Source organism: Propionibacterium acidifaciens, assembly GCF_003798325.1.
Taxonomy (GTDB): domain Bacteria; phylum Actinomycetota; class Actinomycetes; order Propionibacteriales; family Propionibacteriaceae; genus Propionibacterium; species Propionibacterium acidifaciens.
The window spans coordinates 1139134-1164283 of sequence record NZ_CP033719.1 but is presented as its reverse complement, the minus strand read 5'-3'; the positions used below and the strand labels follow the sequence as shown (position 1 = coordinate 1164283).

The window sequence follows — 25150 nt, the reverse complement described above, 5'->3', positions numbered from 1 at the left end:
CAGGGACGGGGATCGGCACCGGCCCGCCCCTCTCGTCTTCACCGGGCCAGATCGCGGCGCCGGTGGCCGAGCAGGCCGGCGAGCATGCCGGCGAGCCCGATCGCCGTCTGCACGGCCAGGGGAGTCCAGTCCGGGTCGCCGATGACATCGAGGTGGTGGCCGAGGACGCTGAGCTCCTGCGCCCAGTCCGGCAGCCCGACGAGCGCGCCGAAGAACTGCGCGAAGACGCTCCAGCCCAGCACCGCCCAGGACAGGGCCGACAGACGCGGCGCCAGCCCGACGAGCGCCAGCGCGATGCCGATCGCCGCCAGGACGCCGGGCGCCTGGCTCACCGTGAACACGAGGGCGCGGCCCACGGCGTGATCGTCGGTGAGCTGGGTGCCCGTCACGGCCGCGAGCACCCCGCCCGAGAGCGCCAGCAGGACGACCGACTCCACGACGGCCACGCCCGCCTGCGCCAGGAACAACCGGGCGCGGGAGACTCCGGCGGCCACCTCGAACTCCACGAACCCGGCCCGCTCGTCGGCGGCCAGGGCGGTCACCCGCTGCACCCCCGCCACAGCGACGAGCAGCACGGTCATGACGGTGAGCAGACCCATGAACTGCTCGACCGGACTGCCGCTCGCCAGCCTCCCGACGTAGGAGCCGGTCGCCGAGTCCGGCCCGAGCAGGCCGGTGACGCTGCCGGTCATCGCGCCGAACAGGGCGGAGGTCGCCGCCACGGTCACCGACCACGCCACGGCACTGCGCAGCGCCAGACGCGCCTGCAGATCGGCGTACCCGCCCAGCCGCCACCGCCTCCGGGACGAGCCGCGGTCGGGCAGGCAGCCGCCCAGGTACTCCCGGCGGGCGAACAGCCCGTCCGCCGCGGCCTCGAGCAGCACGGCGATGCCGGCGCACACGGCGAGCGGCCAGACGCGATCGTCGCTGTAGGGACGCACGAGATCGCGCCAGGCCAGGGGCGTGAACCAGCGAAGCCAGCCGGCCCCGGACTCGTCCGTCAGCACCCGCAGCGCGAAGGAGCACCCCAGCGCGGTCAGGGCGAGCCCGCGGGCCGGGCCCGCCTGCCGGCACAGCTGGCTGGACAGGGCCGCCAGCGCGGCGAAGGCCCAGCCCGTCGCCGCGACGGCCCCGGCGAGCGCCCAGGCCCCCGAGACCGTCAGCTCCGACACGATCCTCGTCAGGCCGGTGAGGACGAGGCCCGCCCCGCCGGCGACCAGGGCGACCGCTCCCCAGACCACGAGGACGGGCGCCATGAAGGGCACCAGATGGCCGGCGCCGCTGCCGCGCTGCACCTCGACCAGGCCGTCGTCCTCGTCGGCGCGCATCGCCCGGCAGGTGAGCAGCGTCGCCATGAGGCCCACGCAGATCAACAGGTAGGTGCCCGTCTCCCACTGGACGAGCTGCCCGATCCGCCCGGGCAGCGGCAGGGCGCCGTAGAGCAGCCGGGTGCCCGCCGTGTCGCGCATGCTCTCCACGAGCGGTTCCCGCTCCTGCAACGAGGGGTAGACGTCCTCGTAGGCCGGGGGCGTGACGGCGAGCAGCAGCCACAGGGGCAGGGCCCAGGCGAGCACCTGCACCCGCAGACGTCGCACCAGCAGACGCAGGGACGGCCCCAGCCCCTGCAGGGGGCCGGTTCTCCTCGGCCATGTCATGGCCCGGCGCGGCCCGGCACCGCGAGGGGCCGGGGCCGGATGCGCCGTGGCGCTCATCGGGAGTCCTCGTAGTGACGCAGGAACAGGTCCTCCAGGCCGGCCGGCCCGCAGCTCACGTCCGTCACCCGGCAGGTCGCGACGGCCCCCATCACCCGGGGCACCAGCGCAGACTCCACCTGGACGGACAGCAGCTCGTCCGTCCGATCCGCCAGGACGCCCCGCTCGTCCAGCTCGGCGGCAACGCGTCCCAGGGTCCGGCCGTCGGCCCGCAGCTCGATCCGGGTGAGGGCCAGCCTGCGCAGGGTCTCCAGGTCGCCGTGCTCGACGACGCGGCCCTGCTTGATGATCGTCACCGCCGAGCACAGCCGCTGCACCTCGGCGAGGATGTGGCTCGACAGCAGCACGGTGCGCCCCTGCGCCGCGGCGCAGGCGATCTCCTCGGTGAAGGCCCGCTCCATGAGCGGGTCGAGACCGCTGGTCGGCTCGTCGAGGACGAGCAGCCGCGTCGGAGCGGCCAATGCGGCGACGAGCGCGACCTTCTGCCGGTTGCCCTTGGAGTAGGTGCGCACCTTCTTGCTCGGGTCGAGATCGAAGCGCTCGACCAGCTCGTCCTCGTGGGCGCGGTCGCGGCGCCCGCGCAGCCCGGCGAGCGCGTCGAGCACTTGCCCGCCGGTCAGGTTCGGCCACAGCGCCACGTCGCCCGGCACATAGGAGATCTCGCGGTTGATGGACGAGGCCTCGCGGGCCGGGTCGCGCCCGAGCACGCGCACGCTGCCGGCATCGGGGCGGTGAAGGCCCAGCAGGATGCGGATCGTCGTCGACTTGCCGGCCCCGTTGGGACCCAGGAAGCCGTGCACCTGCCCGGCGGCGACCTCCAGGTCGAGGCCGTCGAGGGCGGTGAGGCGGCCGAAACGTTTGACGAGGGAGCGCACCCGGACGGGTGAGTCGTCGGTGATCGTCGTCGTCACAGCGACAGATCCTCCCTTCCCGCCGAGCGGCGGATCGTCGCGGCGAAGTCCGGGTCGGCCAGCATCAGGTCGAGCAATCCGGCGGTGAAGATGCGCTGGTTCTTCTGCGGATAGCTGGCGCTCGACAGCACCTCGGTGAGTTTCCACAAGGCGCGCCCGAGGGGTCCGCCGGGCAGGTCGTCCAGGACGGCCAGGGCCTGCTCCTTGTGGCGCAGCGTCAGATCCCAGGTGTCCTGGGCCAGCTGAAGGGCGCCGGCCTCGCCCGTCTCGTCCAGGCGGGCGAACGCGATGACCTGGCGGACGCACTCGTCGCGCTCGTCGCCGTCGAACTCCTCCACGTACGGGCCGACGCCGGCCGGGACCATGCCGCGCGAGGCGAGGATCATCGTGAGCCTCCGCTCGGTGCGCAGGACCTGCAGGCCGCCGTCCGAGGCCGCTCGCCCCGTGGCGCGGATCCGGCGCTCGAGGTCGTCGTAGAAACGGGCGAGCACGGTGGGCAGCGGTGAGAGCGTCCCGCCGTCGGCGACCCGGGCGATGAGCCCGTCGATGCGGTCGGCCTGCTCGCGCAGCGCCCGCTGCTGCTCATCGATGCTCAGGCGGGCCGAACGCAGATCGCGCAGCACCGAGTCCCGGTCGGTCCCGGACTCGTCGGCGGCGAGCATTTCGGCCACGCGGGGCAGGGGCAGCCCGCCACCGGCCAGCCAACGGATGCGCAGCAGCCTGGCCAGGTGCTCGACGCCGTAGTCGCGCCGGCCCCGTACCGTGGGCGGCAGGTCGAGCAGGCCCAGCTGGTGGTAGTGGCGCACGGCCCGCGGGGTCGTGCCGGCCAGGTCGGCCATCTCCTTGATGCGCATGGGACCACCCCAGCAGGTGACGCAACGTCACTGTCAAGCGGCACCGGCGAGGAGGTCCTCGGGTGTGCACGCCCGGCGGCCATGGCCGTCCTACCGGCCCATGATGGCGGGGGCGTGCTCCCCGCTCGCGCAGGGCCGACGACGGACGAGATTCACGAGACGATGGGGGGGCAGCTCGTCGCTCCCCGCTCGCGCGGGGCCGACGGCCCTTCGTGCGCCCGACGCGGGCTGTCACTGTGTCGCTCCCCGCTCGCGCTGGGCCCACCCTCAGAAAGTCATGATCGATCCGGGCGCCGAAGGTCGTTTCGTTCCCCCCTTCGCGCCCCCTTCGCGCTGGGCCCGCACGCGTTTCCGGCATGCCACGCCGGGGGTCTCGTCCGTCCGCCGTCGGAGGCGCGAGGCGCCGGGCCGGATCGGAGGCCTGAGCGGGGAGCACCGCTCCTCGCCGGGCCGTGCTCCGTCGCCCGGGCCGGATAGGCTCTGTGCCATGAGCGACCGCGAAGAACTCCTGCGCCACATCGTCGACGAGGCCGTCGTGCACGAGCACGTCGTGCTGTCCAGCGGCAAGGAGGCCGAGTACTACATCGACATGCGCCGCATCACGCTGTCCGGCGCGGCCGCCCCGCTGGTCGGGCGGGTCATGCTCGACCTGGTCGCCGGCTGGGACTTCGACGTCGTCGGCGGCCTCACGATGGGCGCCGACCCGGTCGCCGCAGCGATCCTGCACGCCTCGGCAGCGGCGGGCCGCCCGGTGGACGCCTGCGTCGTCCGCAAGGAGGCCAAGACCCATGGTCTGCACAAGCGCATCGAGGGCCCCGGCGTCGCCGGGCGCCGCGTGCTCGTCGTCGAGGACACCTCCACCACCGGAGGCTCCGCGCTGACCGCCGTCGAGGCGCTCCGCGAGGCCGGTGCCACGGTCGTGGGTGTCGCTGATATCGTGGACCGTTCCGGCCGGGCCGTCGCGGAGGCCATGGCCGAGTCCGGTCTCGAGTACCGTTTCGTCTACTCAGCAAAGGATTTGGGGCTCTGACATGATCATCGGAATCATCCTCCTGGTCGTTCTCCTGGCCATCGTCGTCGTGCTCTTCATCGGCCCGTACAACAAGCTCGTCGGCCTGCGCAACAAGCTCCAGGAGGCCTGGCGCCAGGTCGACGTCGAGCTCAACCGCCGCTACGACCTCATCCCGTCCCTCGTCGAGACGGTCAAGGGCTACGCCGCGTACGAGCGCACCACGCTGGCCGACGTCATCGCCCTGCGCAACCAGGCCCGGACCCTCGACACGAGCGGCGCGCCGAGCGCCGAGCGCGTGGCCGTCGAGTCGCAGCTGAGCGGCGCGGTGGGCACCATCATCGCCACCGCCGAGGCCTACCCCGAGCTCAAGGCGGACGCCGGCTTCCGCCAGCTGGTCGGCGAGCTCTCCCAGACCGAGGACCGCATCGCCAACTCCCGCCGCTACTACAACGCGGTCGTGGGGGACTACAACACGAAGGTCGAGTCCTTCCCGTCCAACATCGTGGCGGGCATGTTCCACTTCACCCAGGCCTCCTACTTCCAGGTGGACGACCCGACCATGCGCGCCAACCCGGACGTCGACTTCAGCGAGCTCGGCACCCGGGGCAACACCCAGCAGACCCCCGGGCCCGTCCAGCAGCAGGAGCCCGGAGCGATCGCCCAGGGTCAGCAGAACCAGGCGCCCGGCTTCCAGCCCCCCGCCCAGCAGTACCCGCGGGCCCCGCAGCCCCAGCAGTACCCGCGGGGCCCGGGCTTCCAGCCCCCCGCCCAGCAGTAGCGGCGCCGGCGCGGTGATGACCCGCGCGGCACGACGGAAGGGCCCCGACACCATCCGGTGCCGGGGCCCTCCTCCGTCCGCGGGGGTGCGCCTCGATGGGTCCGGGCATCGATGGAGTCCGCGCCCCCGGCGGGTCCGCCTCGTTCCGAGGGGCGCGTGCCGCGAGAGCCCTCTCCCGCTCGGGGTGCGACTGCGGCCGGGCCGGCCCCGCAGGGCGCTTGGCGGGGTGCGGGCTCCCGCTCGGGGACGGTCCCGGGCCGGGCGGTCACTCGACGAGGTCGGCCAGGGTCTCCTCGACGGCGGCCTCCTCCCTGGCCTCGCGGCGTTTGCCGTTCCACCACTCGATGACCATGGGGATGGCCGAGACGAGGACGATGAGCACGAGGATGAGATCGATGTGGTTGCCGATGAACGCCACATTGCCCAGCAGACAGCCGGCCAGCGTGATGCCCCAGGCCCAGAGGACGCCGCCGACGGCCGTCCACGAGATGAAGTGGCGGAAGGTCATCCCGGCGGCGCCGGCGACCATCGTCACGAAGGTGCGGACGAAGGGCACGAAGCGGCCGAGCACGAGGGCCTTCGAGCCGTAGCGCTCGAAGAAGTCGTGGGTGTCGTCGAGGTGCCTGGGGCTGAAGACCCTGCCGATGAAGCCGTCGCGCGGCTTGAAGAGCCACGGCGCGACGGTCCTGCCGATGTGATAGCCGGCGATGTTGCCGCCGACCGCGAAGACGGTCATGATCGCGCACGCCACGACGTAGACGAGCGGCTTGGACATCGTCCCGAAGGTGATGGACGGCGGGTTCATCGCGATGAACATGCCCATCGTGAAGAGCAGGGAGTCGCCGGGAAGGACGGGGAAGATGGCGCACTCGACGAAGAGGATGAGGCAGACGCCCCACAGCGCCCCGTTCCCGAGGGCGTGGATGATCGTCGCGGGGTCCATCCAGGAGGGCATCATGGGCACGAGCGTGAGCAGGGTCATGAGATTCACCACACAAGGGTAACCTGGGGCGGCGTGGAAAATCCCGGAAGCGACCTCGAGCCTCCCCGTGGGAAGGCGGGACGCGCGGACGCCGGGTCCGCCGATCCGACGGTCCCGCGGGTCGGTGTCGGGCCGGCCCCGCTGCCCTGGCCGACCGGCGGGCGCTATGACCCCCGGCTGCTCGCCGAGGGCGACCGGCGCAATGTGCTCGACGGCTACCGCTACTGGAGCGTCGAGGCGATCGTCGCCGACCTGGACGCGCGGCGTCACCCGCTGCACGTGGCCATCCAGAACTGGGCCCACGACTTCAACATCGGTTCGATCATCCGCACCGGGAACGCCTTCAACGTCGCCGGGGTGCACATCGTCGGGCGCCGCCGGTGGAACCGCCGAGGCGCCATGGTCACCGACCGCTACCTCCACGTGCACCACCACCCCGACGTCGCCTCGCTCGTCGATCACTGCCGTGCGCAGGGGCTGACGATGATCGGCGTCGACAACCTGCCCGGCGCGGTGCCGCTGGAGGGCGTCCGGCTGCCCGAGCGGTGCTGCCTGGTGTTCGGCTCCGAGGGCGGCGGCCTGACCGACGAGCTCGCGGATGCCTGCGCGGTGCTCGTCTCGATCACCCAGTACGGCTCCACCCGCTCGATCAACGCCGGTGCCGCTGCGGCCATCGCGATGTACCACTGGGCGCTCCAGCACGCCGGAGGCGGCGACGGGGGAGTGTCCGACCCGACCGGCCGGCCCACCGGCGGTTCCGGGCGGTCCCGGTGACGGTCTCCGGCTGTGCGGGCCGCACGTCTTCCGGCAAGTTGAGATGGCTGCGCGGGCCGCACGGCCCCCCGGGCGCCCGGCGCCGCGCCGATCGCCGGACGACCGGAGGGGGCCGCACACCACGGTCCGGCGGCGGCCGGTCCGCGCCGATTAGACTGACCGCGTGAGCCAGATCAACGTGAGCACCGACCCGGGCGCCGTCGCGCGGCCCGTGCACACCGCCTTCACGGTGTCGGTCGTGCCCGATCTGCTCGTCCGGCGCGCCGCCCTCGCCCGGAAGGGCCTCGTCGGCCTGATCCTCTCGATCGTCATCAGCGCCGCCATCACCGGCTCCCTGCTCATGTCCTATCTTCCGTCGGCGCCCCTGTTCCCGCTGAGCCCCGGAAGGCTGTTCGTCGTCGTGCTCATGTGCACGCCGACGCTCTACGCCCTCGGCCGGCTGCTCGTCCGGATCATCCGGCGGCACGACCTGCGCCGGGCCCTGAAGGCGCTCGTGCCGGGCCAGGTGATGCGCATCGAGCGCCTCGGCCTCGTGCTGCGCCACGTCGACCGCGTCGAGTACCTGCCCTGGAGCGAGGTGGCCGCCGTCCGCGGCGTGCGGCGCTGGGACACCCCGGGCCCCGAGCTGCGCGTCGAGCGCACCGATGGCACCCACTGGGCGGTGCCGTTCAGCATCCTCGACGTCCTGCCCGGCGGGATCGACGGGGGCCTCTACGCCTACTCCGGCGGGCGCCTCAACCTCGACATGATCGTCTGCGATGACATCTGGTCCGGTCAGGGCCGGTGACCCCTGCTCGGCACCGGGAATCCTCCGCCGCGGGCCGGGACGGGTTCCCAAGCGGTGACGGTGTTTGAAAGAATCGGAACCAGCACGGCCCGCGGGTCGTGCCCGCCAGGTTGAACCGTTCGGCCTGCGGGCCCGGACAGTCCGGTTCGTTCGGATGACAGCAAGAGAAAGAAGCATCCATGCCCATTGCAACTCCTGAGGTCTACGCCGAGATGATCGATCGCGCGAAGAAGGGCGGTTTCGCCTACCCCGCGATCAACATCACGTCGTCGCAGACCCTCAACGCTGCCCTGCGCGGCTTCGCCGACGCCGGTTCGGACGGCATCGTGCAGATCTCCACCGGCGGCGCCGAGTACGCCTCCGGCCCCACCATCAAGGACAAGGTCACCGGCGCTGTCGCCCTCGCCGAGTACGCCCGCGTCGTCGCCAAGAACTACCCGGTCAACGTCGCCCTCCACACCGACCACTGCCAGAAGGAGAAGCTCGACAGCTACGTCAACCCGCTCATCGCCATCAGCCAGGAGCGCGTCGACCGCGGCGAGGATCCGCTGTTCAACTCCCACATGTGGGACGGCTCGGCCATCGAGGTCGAGGAGAACCTCCAGATCGCCAAGGAGCTGCTCACCCGCACCTCCAAGGCCCACATCATCCTCGAGATCGAGGTCGGCGCCGTCGGCGGCGAGGAGGACGGCGTGACCGGCGAGATCAACGAGAAGCTGTACACCACGGTCGCCGACGGCATGCGCACCCTCGAGGTCCTCGGCCTGGGCGAGCAGGGCCGCTACATCACGGCCCTCACCTTCGGCAACGTGCACGGCGCCTACAAGCCCGGCCATGTGAAGCTGCGCCCGGAGATCCTCAAGGAGATCCAGGACGCCTGCGGCGCGAAGTACGGCAAGGACAAGCCGTTCGACCTCGTCTTCCACGGCGGCTCGGGCTCCACCCCGCAGGAGATCGCCGACGCCGTGAGCTACGGCGTCATCAAGATGAACATCGACACCGACACCCAGTACGCCTTCACGCGTCCGGTCGCCGACCACATGTTCAAGAACTACGACGGCGTCCTCAAGATCGACGGCGAGGTCGGCAACAAGAAGACCTACGACCCGCGCAGCTGGGGCAAGTCGGCCGAGGCCGGCATGTCGGCCCGCATCGTCGAGGCCTGCCAGCAGCTCGGCTCGGTGGGCACCCACCAGGGCTGACACGGCGCACGAGACCCATCGGGGCCGGTCCTTCGGGGCCGGCCCCGATCCGCGTCCGGGATGGGTGGCAGTCCCGCCGGGAACGGAGTCACCTTCTTCCGCGGCTAGGGTCGATGGGGTGGACACCTACCTCACCGGCCTCGTCACGGGGCTCGGCCTCATCGTCGCCATCGGCGCCCAGAACGCGTGGGTGCTGAGGCAGGGGCTGCGTCGGGCGCACCTGGGCTGGGTGGTCGGCGTCTGCATCGCCTCCGACGTCGTCCTCATGAGCGCGGGCACGCTGGGCATCGGGTTCGTCGTGGAGCGCGCGGCATGGGTGCTCACCGCGCTGACCCGGGCCGGGGTGGTCTATCTGTGCTGGTTCGCGTTCGTCAGCCTCCGCGCGGGGCTGCGTCCCGATGACGAGGCGCTCAGGGCCTGCGGCGAGGCCGGTCCCGGGCTGGGCCCGGTGGTCCTCACGACGCTCGCGATGACCTGGCTCAACCCGCACGTCTACCTCGACACGATGGTCCTCATCGGCTCCCTGGCCAACCAGCACGGCGCGCTGCGGTGGCTCTTCACCGCCGGCGCCGTGAGCGGTTCGGCCTGCTGGTTCTGCGCTCTCGGCTTCGGGGCCCGCGCGTTGTCCGGACCGTTGGCCCGCCCGGGGCTGTGGCGGGGCCTGGACCTGGTCATCGGCGTGGTGATGGTCCTGCTGGCCCTCAGGCTGGCGCTCGGAGCCGGGCGGGGGATGTGGTGACCGGGTGATCCCGGTCCGGTCCCGGGGCCGATGCGCCTGCCGGCCTCGGGGCCGTGCAGGGAGCCCTGGGGAGCGATCGGCCGGGTGAACGCTGCTGGTCGGGAGGTCTGGAGGGTCCTGCGGGACTCCGTCCCCGTGCCTTTCGGCCGGGATCTTCACTTGATGACGCTGGGTTCTGACTGCGCAGTTCGGACGGGGCTGTTGACCGTGCCGGGTGCGGATCGGCTGGAGAACCTGCTCGTCCACGGGGCCCTACAGGTTCTCGGGCAGTGTACGTGTCCTGTGTCTCTGTGGGGCTTCGGATCCCCCGCCCCCTGAGGGGGTCTCCCTGATTCCCTCCCCACCCGGGCCGGGCCGGCCCCTGTCGGGGTGGTGTTCGCCTGGTGTGGGGGTTTAGCGTCGGTGGGGTGTGGCCGCCCGCCCCCGGTGTCGGCCTGTCTGTACCTGTGTGGGGAGGATCGTGTCGTGGCCGAGTACTCGGGCAGGCTGGGAGCCTATGACGAGCCGGTGGCGTTCGACGACGCCACGGCCGACACCCTGAAGTCGGCGGCGACGGTCTTGTCGGGCACCCTGACGGGGCAGGCGGCCTCGAGGTCGTCGTGGGCGTCGACCGCGTCGACGGATTTCGAGGGCCACTACGCGGACGTGTTCGACACGAACGCGAGGATGGCCTCGACGGACTGCACGAACATCGCGTCGGCGTTGGACGACCTGGTGGCCGAGGTGCAGAAGCTGAAGGAGGCCGCCCAGGCCGAACGTGAGCGGAGGAGGCGGGCCAAGGAGTGGGCGGACCGGCAGGACCGGGAGAACATTGTCAAGAGGGGCTGGGACTGGGTGTCCAACGGCGACAAGCCCCCCGCAGGACCCGCCCAGGTACCGCTGCCGCAGCCCCACGAGGTCACGACCACACCCTGGTCCGAACCCGCCCCGGGCCAGGCGGGGGGCGTGTCCTCGGCCCGGCCCGATGATCTGCGGACGTACTCGTCGAATGTGACCGGCGCCAATGACACGGTCACGACGCAGAAGGGCACCCTGGAGGGGGCGCTGTCTGATTTCGCGGACAGGTGCTCGTGGTGCAGCATCGACACGTCGGGGATCACGACCGCGCTGGCCTCGTTCGGGGCGAACAACACGAACGAGACCCGCTGGGTCGACACGGTCGCGGCCGCGTTCGAGGCCGCCGGCGGCTCGGGGGCCATCTCGGCGGTCTCGGACGCGGCCCTCGACGCGTCCTTGCAGGCCGCCGGCGTGGCCCGGACCCGCCGGCCGGTCGACGTGACCGCCCCCACCATCCTGGGCGACCCGCAGACGTCGGGGTATGCGGACGACCCGGTCAACACGACGACCGGGAACTTCGTGGAGCCGGAGACCGACCTGTCGTTCGACGGCGGGTGCGCGTCCCTCGGGTTCGACCGCGTGTACAACTCCCTGTCGGCCGGTATCGGGGCGTTCGGGCCCGGCTGGGCTTCCACAGCCGACCAACGGCTGCTTGTGACCGAGGACGGCGCGGTGTGGGTACAGCCCTCCGGCCGGCATGTCGTGTTCCCGAGACTCGGCAACGGCTGGGACCGGGCCCACAACGACACCTACTGGCTCCACACCACCACCGACACCACCGGCCCCACCCCCGGCGACGCCCCCACCACCGGCGCCGCTGGTGGTGCCGGGGTGTTCGTGGTGTCGGACAATGCGGGTGGCCGGTGGGTGTTCGACCGGGCCGGCAGGCCCGTCTCGGTGTCTCGTGGCCCAGGCACCAGGGTGGATCACCGGTGGGACGGGGACCGGCTGGTCGGCCTCACCCACGAGCGGGGCCGGGCCGTCACCATCGAATGGAACGACCACCACACGCGGATCACCGCCCTGGCCGCGTCGGATGGACGCCGCGTCGACTACGGCTACGACCCGGCCGGCAGACTCCTGGAAGCCCGAACCGCCGGCGGGGCCCGCCGCTACGGGTGGAACGAACAGGGTCTCATCGCCACCGTCACGGACCCGGATGGTGTGGTCGAGGCCGCCAACACCTACAACGAGCACGGGCAGGTGACATCGCAGCGGTCCCGGTTCGGCCGCCTCTCCCACTACACCTACCTGCCCGGCGGTGTGACACAGGTCGCCGACGAGGACGGGGGCCGGGCGAACACCTGGATCCACGACCAGACCGGCCGCCTGGTGGGGATGGTGGACGCGGACGGGAACCGCCAGTCCATCGGCTGGGACCAGTGGGGCAACCGAGTCCAGATCACCGGCCGCGACGGCCGGACCACCGTGTGCCGGTACGACGCGCGAGGCCGGCTGATCACACGCCAGGAGGCGTCCGGCGCCCGCACCGACTACGAATGGGACGAGGCCGACCGGGTCGTGCAGGTCACCGTCACCGACACCACCAGCAGCAGCCATGGAAACACCAGCAGCGCCGGTGGGTCGGGGCCGTCGGTCACTTCGTACGAGTACGAGGGGGCCGGCCGGAATCCGTCGACGGTGACGGATCCGGAGGGCGGGGTGACCCGCCTGGTCTGGGACCAGAACCTGCTGACCGAGGTGGTGGATCCGGCCGGGGTGCGGGTGCGGCTGGGTTACGACGGGCACGGCGACCTCGTGTCGGCCATGAACGCGGACGGGGACACGGCCCGACTGGCCCGTGACGGGGCGGGCCGGGTCGTCGCGGCGGTCACCCCGCTGGGGCATCGCACCGAGTACCGCTACGACGAGGCCGGCCGGCTCGCCTCCCGCCAGGACCCGGACGGGGCGCTCTGGCGGTACGAACACACGACCGGCGGCAGGCTGTCCGCGGTGGTGGACCCGGACGGGTGTTGCAGGCGGTACGGATACGGCGGGCACGGGGAGCGGGAGACATTCACGGATCCGTTGGGCGAGGTTGTGACGTCCCGGTGGGATGATCTGGGGAATCTTGCCGAGACGGTGATGCCGGACGGGGCCCGGTGGCGGTATGTGCATGACGGGCTGTCCCGGTTGGTGGCGACGGTGGACCCGGCCGGCGGCGCGTGGCGCCGCGAGTACGACGTCAATGGTGCGCTGGCGGCGACGGTGGATCCGACCGGGGTGCGTGTGGACTGGGTCACGAGCAACCGGGGGCGGGTCCGGACGGTGTCGGACGGGGCCGCGTCGGGGGCGGTACGGACGGACGGGCTGGGCCGGGTCACCGTGACGACCGGTGATGACGGGGCCGACCGGGTGACCCGGTACGACCGGTGCGGGCGTCCGGTCGAGTTCATCGACGGCGAGGGGAACACGACCCGGCTGGTACGGGACCCGGCCGGGCGTGTCAACGCTGTGGTGCGGCCGTCGGGGGCTGTCACCCGGTACGGCTACGACGTCTGCGGCCGGCTCGCGCGGGTGACCGACCCGGCGGGCGGGGTGGCCTGTTTCGTCTATGACGGGGATTCGAGGCTTGTGGAGGAGGCCCGCCCTGGTGGGGAGCGGGCCTGGTGGTCCTACGACGAGTGCGGGCGCGTGACCGTGAAGCACGCCCCCGGGTACGGCACGACCCGGTACGCCTATGACCGGTCGGGCCGTGTGACGGGTCTCGCCGATCCGGTGTGCGGGCGGCGCCGGTTCCGGTACGACCGGGCCGGGAACCTCGTCGAGGCCGTCTCCGGGACGGGCGGGGTGACCCGGTACGGCTACGACACGGCCGGGGCCCTGGTGCAGGTCACGGACCCGGCCGGCGGGGTGACCCGGTACGAACGCGACGAGCTCGGCCGGGTGGTCAAGCTGGTGGACCCGTTGGGCAGGGTCACGGTCGGCGAGTACGACGCGGCGGGCCGGCAGACGTCCCAGACCGGCCCGGACGGGCATGTGACCGGCTGGTCCTACGACCGCACGGGCCGGTTCGAGGCCCTGTCCTGGGACGGGGCCGTGCACCACCGAGTCGTGCGCGACTTCGTGAACCGCTTGATGCGGGTGACCGAGACCGGCGGTGTCACCCACACGGTCCGGTGGGATCATGCGGGCCGGCTCGTCGAGCGGGCCCGGGACGGCCGGGCCGTGTCCTGGGGCTATGACGCCGACGGGCGCAGGGCGTGGATGCGCACCCCCGACGGCCGGTCTGTCCGTTACGGGTACGACCCGGCGGGCAGGCTCACCCAGGTCACCAGTTCAGCGTTCGGGCGGGTGGTCTACGAGTACGGCCCGTCCGGGCGGATGGTCGCCGCGACCGCCGGCGGTACCCGCCAGGAATGGGAGCACACCGACGGCTTCGTCACCGGCCACATCGTCCGCCACGGCGGTGTGGTGTCGCACACGGCCGTGGGCCGCGACGAACAGGGCCGGGTCGCATGGACCAGCCGGGACGGGGCCCACACCGCCTACACCTACGACGGCGCGAACCAGCTCACCGCCACCACCGGCGACGGCGGCACCACCGCCTTCACCTGGGACCCGGCAGGTCGACTCGTCGCCGAAACCACCCCCGACGGCGGTCGCGTCGACTACACCTGGGACGCGGCCGGACAACTCACCCGGGTGGACACCACCGGCCGGGACACCGGCCGGGATGACGGCGGCCGGGACGCCAGCCGGGATGGTGACGGCCGGGATGGTGACGGCGGGGAGGGCCTGTCGGTCTGGTTCTCCTATGACGCGGCCGGCCGCAGGGTCCGCGAGGAGCACGCCGACGGCACCATCCGCACCTACGGGTGGGGGCCCCTGGCCCGCCTCGAGACCGTCACCATCGACTCGGCCTTGGAACGGGCCCGCACATCACTGTTCACCGACGCGCTCGGTGAACTCGCCGCCCTCGACGGCCGGCCCCTGGACTGGGACACCGCCGTCGGGTTCCCGTCCCTGCTGTCGGCCGCCGACACCAGCATGATCAGCGTGCCGGGGTTCACCGCCACCACCGGCGCCGGCTGGCAGACCCCCGGCTGGCGCACCACCCGCACCACCGGCGGCACGGACCCGTGGGCCGCCGGCGCCGGCACCCCACTCGACACCACCCCGGCCGCCGGCGGTGGGCTGCTACTGGGCAGGGCCGGTGAGTTGGTGCTGCCCGGAGGCCTCGAGCTGCTGGGCGCCCGCGTCTACGACCCCACCACCCGGGCCTTCCTCAGCCCCGACCCGCAGGACCCCACGACCGGGGCCGGCTGGGCCGGCAACCCGTACGCGTACGCCGCCAACAACCCGGTCGCCTTCACCGACCCGTCCGGCCTGCACCCGCTCAGCGACGCCGACATGAACGCTTGGCGCGACGCCCACAAGACCGGGGTCGCGGCCGCCGGGGACTGGTTGAAGGACAACTGGGAATACATCGCAGCCGGGGCCGCAGTCGTGGCCGGTGTCGCCCTCATGTGCACCGGCGTCGGCGGGCCCGCCGGGGTCGCGCTCATGAGCCTGTCCGGGGCCCTCACCTCGGGCGGGATCAGCATCGCGCAGCAGAAAGCCACCAACGGGTCCGTGGACTGGGCCCGCGTCGGCACCGAGGCCGCCATCGGCGCCATCCCCGTCCCCGGCGGCGGAGGAGCCGCGGCCGGACGCGAAGCAGCCGAAACAGCCGGCCGCGAAGCCCTCGAGGCCACCGGACGCGAAGTGGCCGAGACCACCGGACGCGAAGCAGCCGAACAAGCCGCCCGCACCACCGGCGAACACGAACTGTCCACCATCGGCACAGACGCCGCCGAAAACGTGGGTGAGCACGCCAGTCAGACGAATTACATATACTCGAGTCGAGTTCTTAATCGTTCTGCTGAAGCGGGTGATTCATTTCATAATTTCCCTCAGAGTTTCGATGAAGAAATCATTTTGCAAGGTCAAAGAAAAGTAACCCCAGGTTTCTGGGAAAAAGATGTACCCAACCTAAGTAATGACAATGTCATGTATCGATTAAGCGGAGAGATTAATGGCCATCCAGGAATATATGAAATTGCAACAAGGCCATCAGTAAGCGAGAGAACCGAAGTTATCATGCACCGATTTTTCAATACGAGGTAATCGATGAACGAAAAAAATTTTGACTCTGATTTCGACGCTACACTTATCGATTTCGCCGACGGTAGAACCGAATATATTATTGGCACTGAGTCACCATTCTCCACTCGACGTAGCGTTCTCATCGACGACCATCGCGGGAACACTTGGGTTGCAACTTTCATATGCCCAGACATGGGAAGAAAGACACTGACTAGACTTGTCGCCATGCCCAATCCAAGAAGACTAGCAGCGGTGATCCGAGGAGTTCTTTTTCTCGGCAACGTGGATGACCCAGCAAGCTTTGAACAGATAGCAGCTAGCGGATCAATCCAGGATATTCGCTCTTATCCAGAAGAGAATGTCGTGGTCGTTACCACTCCGTTGAGGATTCTATGCCTGGACGAAAATGGAGTTCGATGGAGAAGTCATCGACTTGCCCTTGAAGGGGTTTCACTCGGAGAAGCATCAGGAAATCTACTTCACGCAACAGTCGATAATGAAGAAACTCATCAGATAGATTTATTCATCAACAACGGAAAAATAGCACATTCAACATTCACTCTACCGGAAAGTTTTTACACCGGTTGAGGAAAGTTTTATATCAGCTGACATTATGGCCACCATGAAACAAAACTGTGTTTTTCGTGGATTTCCTGTGCCGTTTCGGATATGATTGGAGCATGCAGGTTGAGGTCACCCCGGAAGAAACCGCCGTCCTGATCAGATGGAAGAAGCGTTCCGACAATCATGTGCTGGTTCGGATGAAAGCAGAAGCGATCCTGTACGCCTCTGAAGGAGTCGGAATCGACATCATCGCGAAGAGGGTCGAGCGCACTGAGAGGACAGTGCAGGAATGGCTGGCCGAGTGGCAGGCCACGCGGGTGTGCTCGGTGCTGACCGGCCATGCCGGGAACCAGAACGCGGCGAAACCCGCCCGCGCACAGAAGGAAGAACTCAAGGCCATCCTGGCCCAGCCGCCCTCCCGGACGGGCGTCCACGCCGAGTTCTGGGACGTCCCAGCGATACGTGACGTCGTGAAGACCCTGTCCGACGCCGAACACCAGTCGGACTCCTCGTACCAGCTGCTCCTGCGCTTCTGCGGGCTGAGCCTCGAACTGCCCGACCCGTTCGACAAGCACCGCAACGAGAAAGCCATCACCAGACGCATGACCGAGGTGAAAACCCAAGTCAAGAGCTTGCTGGATCAGGGCTGGGAGGCCCACACCGCAAGGCGAGATCCGCTTGGAGCACGAGGCCGAGACCCACCGCATGTGGCTCCCGAAAGGACAACGCACCAAGCTGTCCGTGAACCGGCAGAGGACGTCCCAGTCCTTCTTCGGCGCCCTCTCGCTGACCAGCAAAAAAGTCAAACTGTACCCGATCGAGGGCAACCAGAACACCGAGCAGACAATCCTCGCGCTGGAACGACTCCAACGCGAAACCGAGACAGAGCAGATCGCGGTCGTCCTGGACAACGTCCGATTCCACCACGCGAAAGCGTTGACCGGCCTCCACGAGCCGGGTCAGCTGCTGGAGCGCATCACCCCTGTTTTCCTGCCGCCGTACGCGCCCGACCACAACCCGGTCGAGCACGTCTGGAACGCGGCCAGGAACAACATCGCGAACATTCAGCACGAGACCCCCGAAGAAACCTTCGGCGCGTTCGCCTCATACATCGCCAGCCGAACATTCGACTACGACTTCGAAAACCTCCCACCCCGCGAAACCAGAAACGATTTTGTTTCATGACGGCCATATGCAGCGACTCGCCTCGATGGACCAGATGGTCCGATTGAAGTTTTTCGCTCTAATAAAGACTGGCACGCCGAGCAGGGGGCTGTCAAACAATATGGTGATCGAATTGTCGAGCTGTACACTGAACGTCAACCCTGTTCGTCTCGATGTGATCCAATGCTCCGAGGAAGAAATATCGATACAACGTATTCTTATCCGTGGACATCAGGAGCAAATGAAACTGCACAAGCAATTAGAGATACGACAAATAGCGCACTTGGCGATGCCGTACGAAATCTGTTCGGGAGGTAACAACTGTTATGGTAGCGATGATCGACAGAAGCCCATGGGGGTTCAGGGCTCAGGATATTTGGGGAAAATTTTGCCCCGACGAAACTCTTAGAAAAATTCCTAAAAGGGTATATGGCGTTTTCGATCGGATTGACGAGCCTGTGATCCGTGGAGATTTTCCAGATAGATTGGTGATTGGAAATCCGAATCGTTGCATTTATATCTGTGAGGGGGATGGATCTGTTATGAGAAGTGGCATCGATAGCCCCGAATTCATCAATTCGGATGTAAATAAGTTTATTTGGTCACTCGAAACTTTTGCCCAATTTTATCCATATTATACAGACGACACTGAAATAGAGTCCATACGCAGAAAAGAAGGTGAAATCAAGAAAGCTTTAGTGAGTATCGATAAAGCTGTTTCTCGCGATACAGATTTTTGGTTTGGGCTCCTAGAGGACTTTGAATCGTATGGCGAATTTTCTACAGAATTTCTTTTTGATGAATATGGGGTTGACGCCGCAACGGACTAACCCCCACCGGTCTTGTAATGGATTGGGGAGTTATCCAAAACTATGGTTGACATGAAACGAAACCGTATTTTTCGTGGATTTCCTGTGTTGTTTCGGATATGATTGAGGTATGCAGGTCGGGGTCATCCCGGAAGAAACAGCCGTCTTGATCAGGTGGAAGAAGCGTTCCGACAATCATGTGCTGGTTCGGATGAAAGCAGAAGCTGTCCTGTATGCCTCTGAAGGAGTCAATATCAGCATCATTGCGAAAATGGTTGAGCGCACGGAGCGGACAGTGCTGGAATGGCTGGCCGAGTGGCAGGCCACCAGGATGTGCTCGGTGCTGACAGGGCATGCCGGGAACCAGAACGCGGCGAAACTCACTCGCACCCGGAAGGAAGAACTCAAGGCCATCTTGGCCCAGCCGCCCTCCCGGTCTGGTGTTCATGCCGAGTTCTGGGATGTCCCGGCGATACGTGAGGTCGTGAAGATCATGTTCGATGTCGAGTACCAGGCGGATTCTTCGTACCAGCTGCTCCTGCGCCTGTGCGGGCTGAGTCTCGAGCTGCCCGACCCGTTCGACGAGCACCGCAACGAGAAAGCCATCACCCGGCGCATGGCCGAGGTGAAGATCGAAGTCAAGGCCCTGTTGGACCAAGGCTGGGAGGTCTACACGGCGGACGAGGTCCGCTTGGAGCACGAGGCCGAGACTCGCCGTATGTGGCTCCCCAGAGGGCAGCGCACCAAGCTGTCCGTGGACCGGAAGAAGACGTCCCAGTCGTTCTTCGGTGCGCTCTCCCTGACCAGCAAGAAGGTCAAACTGTACCCGATCGAGGGCAACCAGAACACCGAGCAGACAATCCTCTCCCTGGACCGGCTCCAACGAGAAACCGAGACAGAGAAGATCGCAGTTGTCCTGGACAACGCCCGCTTCCACCACGCGAAAGCATTGACCGACCTCTACGAGCCGGGTCAGCTGTTGGAGCGCATCACGCCGATTCATCTGCCGCCGTACGCGTCCGACCACAACCCGGCCGGGCACGTCTGGAACGCGGCCAAGAGCAACATCGCGAACATCCAGCGCGAGACCCCTGAAGAGTCCTCGACGTGCTCGCCTCCCACGTCACCGGCCGTGCCTTCGACTACGACTTCGAGCACCTCCCACTCCGCGAAACCAGAAACGATTTTGTTCCATGACAGCCATAGCTAGATCTGGAGGTGGAGGCCACGCTGAAACCAATGCGATAAATCAATATGGCGATAGAATCATTGATCTTTACACAGAAAGACGCCCTTGCTCCAGCTGTATGGATGAGTTAAACAAGATGAAAAACCCACCAGGAATAACATATTCATTCCCATGGACCTCTGGTGATGCAGGAGTTCAAACAGTTTCAAATCAGGCCTTGGGAAATGCTGTACGAGGATTATTTGGGAGATGATTGTGACCCTAATTATAGATAAAACTCCTTGGAGCTCTACTTGCATCAACCCCGAATGGGAAAAATTTTGCCCTCTCGCTGAATTAGAAAGGATTCCCAATGAAGTTTATGGAGTCTTCACTCGTGCTGCAAAGCCTAGTCAGACGGAAGACTCTACGTGTTTAATAATTGGAACACCGCCATACGACATTTACGTAGAAGAGAACAACAATGGCGTGTGGAAGAGACGGGTAACTTCACATGTTTTCGTCAATTCAAGTATTGAGTCGTTTATCTATTTTCTTAACGTATTCGCAGACTCGTACCCCTATTACTCAGATGACGATGATTCAGAGTTCATACAGCTGAAAGCAAAAGAGATTGCCGAAACTTTAAAACCTGTCGATCCACCCGCTTTTTCCCGTGCAGATTATTTCTGGCCGATGCTTCTGGAAGATTTTGTCTCTTATGCCGAATTTTCTACAGAATTTCTTAAAGCCGAATATGGCGTTGATGGAATCGATGGATGATTGCCGGCGGTCGGTTTGGGTTCATCCGTATGACGAAGTCTACGCAATAATGGTATCGGCTGGTGAATTTCTCACCTGTTTCGGCAAGTATGGTTGACACGAAACGAATCCCATTTATAGCGAAACCCTTTTATAAGTTTGCTGCGCTGTTTCGGATGCAATAGAGATATGAGGTTTAGGCCACGCCGGAAGAAATCGCCGTCCTGATCAGATGAATGAAGCTGCCCGGCAGTCACGTGCTCGTCAGGATGAAGGCCGAAGCGATCCTGTATACCTCTGAAGGAGTCGGAATCGACATCATCGCGAAAATGGTTGAGCGCGCTGAGAGGACAGTGCAGGAATGGCGGGGCACGCGGATGTGCTCGGTCCTGACTGGGCACGCCGGGAACCAGAACGCAGCGAAACCCACTCGCGCGCAGGAGCAAGAACTAAAGACCATCCTGACCCAGCCGCTCTCCCGGTCTGGTGTCCACGCCGAGTTCTGGGACGTCTCGGCGATACGTGAGGTCGTGAAGATCCTTGTTCGACGCCGAACACCAGACGGACTCCTCCTACCAGATGCTCCTGCGCCTGTGCGGGCTGAGCCTCGAACTGCCGAGAACCAGTTCGACAAGCGCTGCGACAAGCCGGCCATCACCCGGCGCATGACCGAGGTGAAAACCCAAGTCGAGGCTCTGCTGGACCAGGGCTGGGAGGTCCACACCACAGACGAGGAGTACCTCGAGCACGAAGCCGAGAACCGCAGCATGCAGCTCCCCGAAGGGGTAGCGAACCGAACTTCACGTGGACCGGCAGAGGACGTCCCAGTCCTTCTTCGGCGCCCTCTCCCTGACCAGCAAGAAGGTCACGCTGTACCCGATCGAGGGGAACCGGAACACCTGGCAGACGATCCTCGCGCTGGACCGGCTCCAACGAGAAACCGAGGCCGGCGAGATCGCGGTCGTTCTGGACAACGCCCGCTTCCACCATGCGAAAGCGTTGACCGGCCTCTACGAGCCGGGCCGGCTGTTGGAGCGCATCACACCGGTTTATCTGCCGCCGTACGCGCCCGACCACAACCCGGCCGAGCACGTCCGGAACACCGCCAAGAACAACACCACCACCACCCAGCACGAGACCCCCGAAGAAACCATCATCGCATCCGCCCCACACGTCACCGGCCGCACCGTCGACCACAACTCCGAACACCTCCCACCCCGCGAAACCAGAAACGATTTTGTTTCATGACGGCCATAGTCAGAGCCGGGTTTGTCAAGAGTCTTGAATAGGCTTCCGGGAATTGGGATAACCAACTCGTGAACATCAGACCGACCACGCGTCGTACGACACGCCGCGCCCCGACACCCGGCAACGGTCAGGCGTCCCCATGCAACCAGCACGGGGCGCCTGACCCTGCCATCTGACAGGGGACCCCCACGTATCAGTCGAGCCTGCGGCGGGCGGCGCCCTTGTCGGCGCTCTGGGCGAGCAGGGCGAAGACCCTCAGCGCGTTCGAGACCTCGCGGTCGCGGTGGCGGGGCCGCCAGCCGGCCTCGTCCTGCTCGGCGCGGCGCGCGGCGAGCTCCTCGTCGGGTACCCGCACGCTGATCGTGCGGCCGGGGATGTCGATGTCGATGATGTCGCCGTCGCGCACGAGGCCGATCGCCCCGCCCGCGGCCGCCTCGGGGCTGATGTGGCCCAGCGACAGGCCCGAGCTGCCGCCCGAGAAACGGCCATCGGTGATGAGCGCGCACTGCGGCCCCAGACCCACGCCCTTGAGATAGCTCGTGGGGTAGAGCATCTCCTGCATGCCGGGGCCGCCCTTGGGGCCCTCGTAGCGCACGACGACGACGTCGCCGGCCTTCACCTTGCCGCCGAGGATGTGCTCGACGGCCTCCTCCTGGGACTCGGTGACGTGCGCCGGGCCGCTGAACACGAACTGGTCTGCGGGCACGCCGGCCGACTTCACGACGCAGCCGTCGACGGCGATGTTGCCGTGCAGCACGGCCAGACCGCCGTCGGCGGTGTACGCATGGGCGATGTCGTGGATGCAGCCGTTCACCGGGTCGGTGTCGAGCTCGTCGTAGCGGTTCGTCGAGCCGAACATCTCGGTGGTGCGCACGCCGCCGGGCGCGGCGTGGAACAGCTCGACGGCCTCGGGCAGCGCCGAGCCGCCGCGCACGTCCCAGTCGTCCAGGAAGGAGGCCATCGAGTCGTGGTGCACCGAGTGGACGCCGAGGTCGAGCAGGCCGCCGCGGCGCAGCTCGCCGAGGATCGCCGGGATGCCGCCGGCCCGGTGGACGTCCTCGAGGAAGAAGACGTTGCTGTTCGGGGCCACCTTGCACAGGCAGGGCACGTGGCGCGAGAGCTCGTCGATGTCGTCCTGGTCGAAGTCGACGCCGGCCTCCTGGGCGGCGGCCAGCAGGTGGAGGATCGTGTTCGTCGAGCCGCCCATGGCGATGTCCACCGTCATCGCGTTGGCGAAGGCCTCACGGGTGGCGATCGAGCGGGGCAGCACGGAATCGTCGCCGGCGTCGTACCAGCGGCGGGCGTTGGCGACGACGAGCCGGCCCGCCTCGGCGAAGAGGGCCCGGCGGGCGCTGTAGGTGGCCAGCGTCGTGCCGTTGCCGGGCAGCGCCAGGCCGAGGGCCTCGGTGAGGCAGTTCATCGAGTTCGCGGTGAACATGCCCGAGCAGGACCCGCAGGTGGGGCAGGCGTTGGCCTCCATGCGCGCCAGCTCGGCGTCCGACACGGAGTCGTCGGCCGAGGCGGTCATCGGGTGGATGAGGTCGAGCCGGGAGCTCGTCGTGCCGTCGTCGTTGGTGATCGGCCTGCCGGACTCCATGCCGCCTCCGGAGACGAAGACGGTCGGGATGTTCAGCCGCAGGGCGGCCAGCAGCATGCCGGGGGTGATCTTGTCGCAGTTGGAGATGCACACGAGCGCGTCGGCCTGGTGGGCGTTGCACATGTACTCGACGGAGTCGGCGATGATCTCGCGGCTGGGCAGCGAGTAGAGCATGCCCCCGTGGCCCATGGCGATGCCGTCGTCGACGGCGATCGTGTTGAACTCCTTGGCGACGCCGCCGGCCTCCTTCACCGCGTCGGCGACGATCCGGCCGACCTCGCGCAGCCCGACGTGCCCGGGCACGAACTCGGTGAACGAGTTGGCGACGGCGACGATCGGCTTCCCGAAGTCGTCGTCGCCCATGCCGGTGGCGCGCCACAGGGCGCGGGCACCGGCCATCGGGCGCCCCTCGTACGTGATGCGTGAGCGCAGTGTTGGCATTGCCGGGTCCTTTCCTCGCCCCCAAGAGTAGGGCTCCCCAGGATTACGGACCGCTGCCGACCACAACGTGTCCGGGCGGTCCGACGGGACGATCCCGCCGGGCGCCCGCCGTCCTCAGCCCTGGCCGGCGTCGGCCACCCTCCATCCGGCGCCGTCCCTGACGAGGATCCACTCCCAGCTGCACCTCGTGGTGCGGGTGAACGAGGGATGCGCCCGGCGCCCCGTGGTGAACCTCGAATCGAGCACGAGGACGTTCTCGGCGCCGTACTCGTCCTGGTACTCCGGCTCGCGGTCCGCTCTCCCGTCGAACCACAGATCGGTCAGCGTGCAGTCCTCGTAGCCTCCGGCGAACTCCCGCTCGACGGCGTCCATCGCGGCATCGATGTCCTGCCGGCTGCGGCCCCCGGCGTCGACCACCCGCCTGCTGACATGGCTCGTGTCCCCGTTCCCGGGCGGCAGCAGGAGGAACAGGGCCCCCGCCAGCAGCGCCAGGACGCCCACGGCAGCGGTGACGGCGACCACGATTCCTCTGCGGCTCACGGTTCTCCTTCTCAGCCGTCGCCCCGACCCGGGGCCCCGGCGCGGCTGCGTCCTCGTCGTCCCCGCCTCAGGGCTCCAGCAGCACCTTGATGGCGCGGCGCTCGTCCATCGCCCGGTAGCCCTCGGCCGCCCGCTCCAGCGGCAGGCGCATGGTGAAGACCCTGCCGGGGTCGATCTCCTTCCTCAGGATCCGGTCGATGAGGTCGGGCAGGAAGCGACGCACCGGTGCGGGGCCGCCGTGCAGGTGCACCTCGGAGAAGAACAGGGCGCCGCCGTCGATCTGCTGGTCGTGGCTGACGCCGACGAAACCGATGTTGCCGCCGGGGCGGCAGCAGGCGATGGCCTGATCCATGGACACCTGGTTGCCGACCGCCTCGACGACGCTGTGGGCGCCCAGGCCGCCGGTGAGCTCCTTGACCCTGGCCGCGCCCTCGTCGCCGCGCTCGGCGACGACGACATCGGCGCCGAACTCGCGCGCCAGGGCCGCGCGGTCCTCGTGGCGGGACATTGCGATGACCCTCTCGGCGCCGAGCGTCTTCGCGGCGAGCACCGCGGACAGGCCCACCGCGCCGTCCCCGACGACGGCGACGGTCCGGCCCGGGCCGGCCTCGGCGGCGACCGCACCGAACCAGCCGGTGCCGAGCACGTCGGAGGCGGCCAGCAGGGAGGCGAGCAGCTCCGGGTCGTCGGGTCTGCCGCCGGGCACGACGACGAGGGTGCCGTCGGCCTGCGGCACCCGGGTGTACTGGGCCTGCGTGTCGCCCATGAAGCCGCCGTTGACGCAGCGGGACTGGTATCCGGAGGCGCAGATCTCGCAGCTGTTGTCGGACAGGCAGAAGGAGCCGACGACGAAGTCGCCGACCGCGACGTTCTTCACCTCGGAACCGACCTCGACGACCGTGCCGATGTACTCGTGGCCCATCGGGGACTCCTCGACGGGCTGGAGGCCGCGGTAGGGCCACAGGTCGGAGCCGCAGATGCAGGCGATCTCGACCCTGAGGACGGCGTCGGTCGGTTCGACGACGTGGGGGACCGGGCGGTCCTCGACGGTGACGTCGCCGGGAGCGTGCATGATGACGCCGCGCATGGTCTCGTCCATGTGGTGGTCTCCTCTGATCATGGAAGAAGGGCATGTCACCCGGGACAAGGGATGACGTCTTCCAGACTAGGTCTCATGGGCA

The 25150-nt window shown here is 67.6% G+C and carries 23 protein-coding genes; 15 read left to right on the top strand and 8 right to left on the bottom strand.

Annotated elements, in window-relative coordinates:
- Positions 1-38 precede the first annotated feature (38 nt).
- Genes EGX94_RS04965 through EGX94_RS04955 form a run of 3 tightly spaced genes read right to left on the bottom strand, consistent with a single transcriptional unit; the run spans position 39 to position 3477 of the window.
- A complete protein-coding gene (locus tag EGX94_RS04965; RefSeq protein ID WP_021798834.1) occupies positions 39-1712 on the bottom strand; it encodes an ABC transporter permease in 1674 nt (557 codons plus the stop codon).
- A complete protein-coding gene (locus EGX94_RS04960; RefSeq protein ID WP_021798824.1) occupies positions 1709-2623 on the bottom strand; it encodes an ABC transporter ATP-binding protein in 915 nt (304 codons plus the stop codon). Before EGX94_RS04960 ends, EGX94_RS04965 begins: the two co-directional genes overlap by 4 nt.
- Entirely contained in the window at positions 2620-3477 is an 858-nt protein-coding gene (locus EGX94_RS04955) for a MerR family transcriptional regulator (RefSeq protein ID WP_021798827.1), read from the bottom strand. Before EGX94_RS04955 ends, EGX94_RS04960 begins: the two co-directional genes overlap by 4 nt.
- A gap of 487 nt (positions 3478-3964) precedes the next feature.
- On the opposite strand from EGX94_RS04955, the gene pyrE reads away from it, so the two are divergent.
- Positions 3965-4507, top strand: a complete 543-nt coding sequence (pyrE, locus tag EGX94_RS04950; protein WP_021798828.1) for an orotate phosphoribosyltransferase — start codon at positions 3965-3967, stop codon at positions 4505-4507.
- A 1-nt stretch (position 4508) separates the two neighbouring features.
- Positions 4509-5267 (top strand): LemA family protein, encoded by a 759-nt coding sequence (locus EGX94_RS04945; protein ID WP_021798825.1) that lies wholly within the window; start codon positions 4509-4511, stop codon positions 5265-5267.
- 265 nt (positions 5268-5532) lie between these two features.
- Here the strand turns inward: EGX94_RS04945 and EGX94_RS04940 are convergent, their stop codons facing one another.
- On the bottom strand, positions 5533-6249 hold the full coding sequence (locus tag EGX94_RS04940) for a DedA family protein (RefSeq protein WP_021798835.1): 717 nt from the start codon (positions 6247-6249) through the stop codon (positions 5533-5535).
- A gap of 141 nt (positions 6250-6390) precedes the next feature.
- On the opposite strand from EGX94_RS04940, the gene EGX94_RS04935 reads away from it, so the two are divergent.
- From EGX94_RS04935 to EGX94_RS04910, 6 genes are all read left to right on the top strand, one after another.
- On the top strand, positions 6391-7023 hold the full coding sequence (locus EGX94_RS04935) for a TrmH family RNA methyltransferase (protein ID WP_226906072.1): 633 nt from the start codon (positions 6391-6393) through the stop codon (positions 7021-7023).
- Positions 7024-7186: 163 nt separating this feature from the next.
- Positions 7187-7810, top strand: coding sequence for a hypothetical protein (locus tag EGX94_RS04930; RefSeq protein WP_021798818.1), 624 nt, complete (start codon positions 7187-7189; stop codon positions 7808-7810).
- A gap of 179 nt (positions 7811-7989) precedes the next feature.
- On the top strand, positions 7990-9012 hold the full coding sequence (gene fbaA, locus EGX94_RS04925) for a class II fructose-bisphosphate aldolase (RefSeq protein WP_021798830.1): 1023 nt from the start codon (positions 7990-7992) through the stop codon (positions 9010-9012).
- A gap of 118 nt (positions 9013-9130) precedes the next feature.
- The gene (locus tag EGX94_RS04920; protein WP_021798838.1) at positions 9131-9751 is read left to right on the top strand and encodes a LysE/ArgO family amino acid transporter; all 621 of its coding nucleotides are present in this window, start codon (positions 9131-9133) and stop codon (positions 9749-9751) included.
- A gap of 465 nt (positions 9752-10216) precedes the next feature.
- Entirely contained in the window at positions 10217-15697 is a 5481-nt protein-coding gene (locus tag EGX94_RS04915; RefSeq protein ID WP_021798817.1) for a DUF6531 domain-containing protein, read from the top strand.
- Between the two features lie 204 nt (positions 15698-15901).
- Positions 15902-16264, top strand: a complete 363-nt coding sequence (locus EGX94_RS04910; RefSeq protein WP_123825969.1) for a hypothetical protein — start codon at positions 15902-15904, stop codon at positions 16262-16264.
- Between the two features lie 23 nt (positions 16265-16287).
- Here the strand turns inward: EGX94_RS04910 and EGX94_RS13355 are convergent, their stop codons facing one another.
- Positions 16288-16899, bottom strand: coding sequence for a hypothetical protein (locus tag EGX94_RS13355; protein WP_155948354.1), 612 nt, complete (start codon positions 16897-16899; stop codon positions 16288-16290).
- Between the two features lie 19 nt (positions 16900-16918).
- On the opposite strand from EGX94_RS13355, the gene EGX94_RS04900 reads away from it, so the two are divergent.
- The 7 genes from EGX94_RS04900 to EGX94_RS04860 all read left to right on the top strand — a co-directional run bounded on the left by EGX94_RS04900 (position 16919) and on the right by EGX94_RS04860 (position 21391).
- Complete coding sequence (locus tag EGX94_RS04900; protein ID WP_043123375.1) at positions 16919-17425, top strand: IS630 family transposase; 507 nt, start codon at positions 16919-16921, stop codon at positions 17423-17425.
- A 42-nt stretch (positions 17426-17467) separates the two neighbouring features.
- The gene (locus EGX94_RS14290; RefSeq protein ID WP_081660868.1) at positions 17468-17722 is read left to right on the top strand and encodes a nucleic acid/nucleotide deaminase domain-containing protein; all 255 of its coding nucleotides are present in this window, start codon (positions 17468-17470) and stop codon (positions 17720-17722) included.
- 17 nt (positions 17723-17739) lie between these two features.
- A complete protein-coding gene (locus EGX94_RS04890; RefSeq protein WP_123825867.1) occupies positions 17740-18234 on the top strand; it encodes a hypothetical protein in 495 nt (164 codons plus the stop codon).
- Between the two features lie 109 nt (positions 18235-18343).
- Positions 18344-19423, top strand: a complete 1080-nt coding sequence (locus tag EGX94_RS04885) for an IS630 family transposase (RefSeq protein ID WP_021798832.1) — start codon at positions 18344-18346, stop codon at positions 19421-19423.
- Positions 19407-19655, top strand: a complete 249-nt coding sequence (locus EGX94_RS04880) for a nucleic acid/nucleotide deaminase domain-containing protein (protein ID WP_123825967.1) — start codon at positions 19407-19409, stop codon at positions 19653-19655. The genes EGX94_RS04885 and EGX94_RS04880 overlap by 17 nt, the downstream gene beginning before the upstream one ends.
- Positions 19652-20164 carry an SUKH-4 family immunity protein gene (locus EGX94_RS04875; protein ID WP_021798826.1) on the top strand — a complete coding sequence of 171 codons (513 nt, stop codon included), beginning with the start codon at positions 19652-19654 and terminating at the stop codon, positions 20162-20164. The genes EGX94_RS04880 and EGX94_RS04875 overlap by 4 nt, the downstream gene beginning before the upstream one ends.
- Positions 20165-20947: 783 nt before the next feature.
- On the top strand, positions 20948-21391 hold the full coding sequence (locus EGX94_RS04860) for a transposase (RefSeq protein ID WP_021798815.1): 444 nt from the start codon (positions 20948-20950) through the stop codon (positions 21389-21391).
- A 193-nt stretch (positions 21392-21584) separates the two neighbouring features.
- Here the strand turns inward: EGX94_RS04860 and ilvD are convergent, their stop codons facing one another.
- The 3 genes from ilvD to EGX94_RS04845 form a co-directional block, all read right to left on the bottom strand.
- Positions 21585-23429 (bottom strand): dihydroxy-acid dehydratase, encoded by a 1845-nt coding sequence (ilvD, locus tag EGX94_RS04855; protein ID WP_021798816.1) that lies wholly within the window; start codon positions 23427-23429, stop codon positions 21585-21587.
- Between the two features lie 114 nt (positions 23430-23543).
- Positions 23544-23969 carry a hypothetical protein gene (locus tag EGX94_RS04850; RefSeq protein WP_021798837.1) on the bottom strand — a complete coding sequence of 142 codons (426 nt, stop codon included), beginning with the start codon at positions 23967-23969 and terminating at the stop codon, positions 23544-23546.
- Between the two features lie 67 nt (positions 23970-24036).
- The gene (locus EGX94_RS04845) at positions 24037-25056 is read right to left on the bottom strand and encodes a zinc-dependent alcohol dehydrogenase family protein (protein WP_028707111.1); all 1020 of its coding nucleotides are present in this window, start codon (positions 25054-25056) and stop codon (positions 24037-24039) included.
- Positions 25057-25150 lie beyond the last annotated feature (94 nt).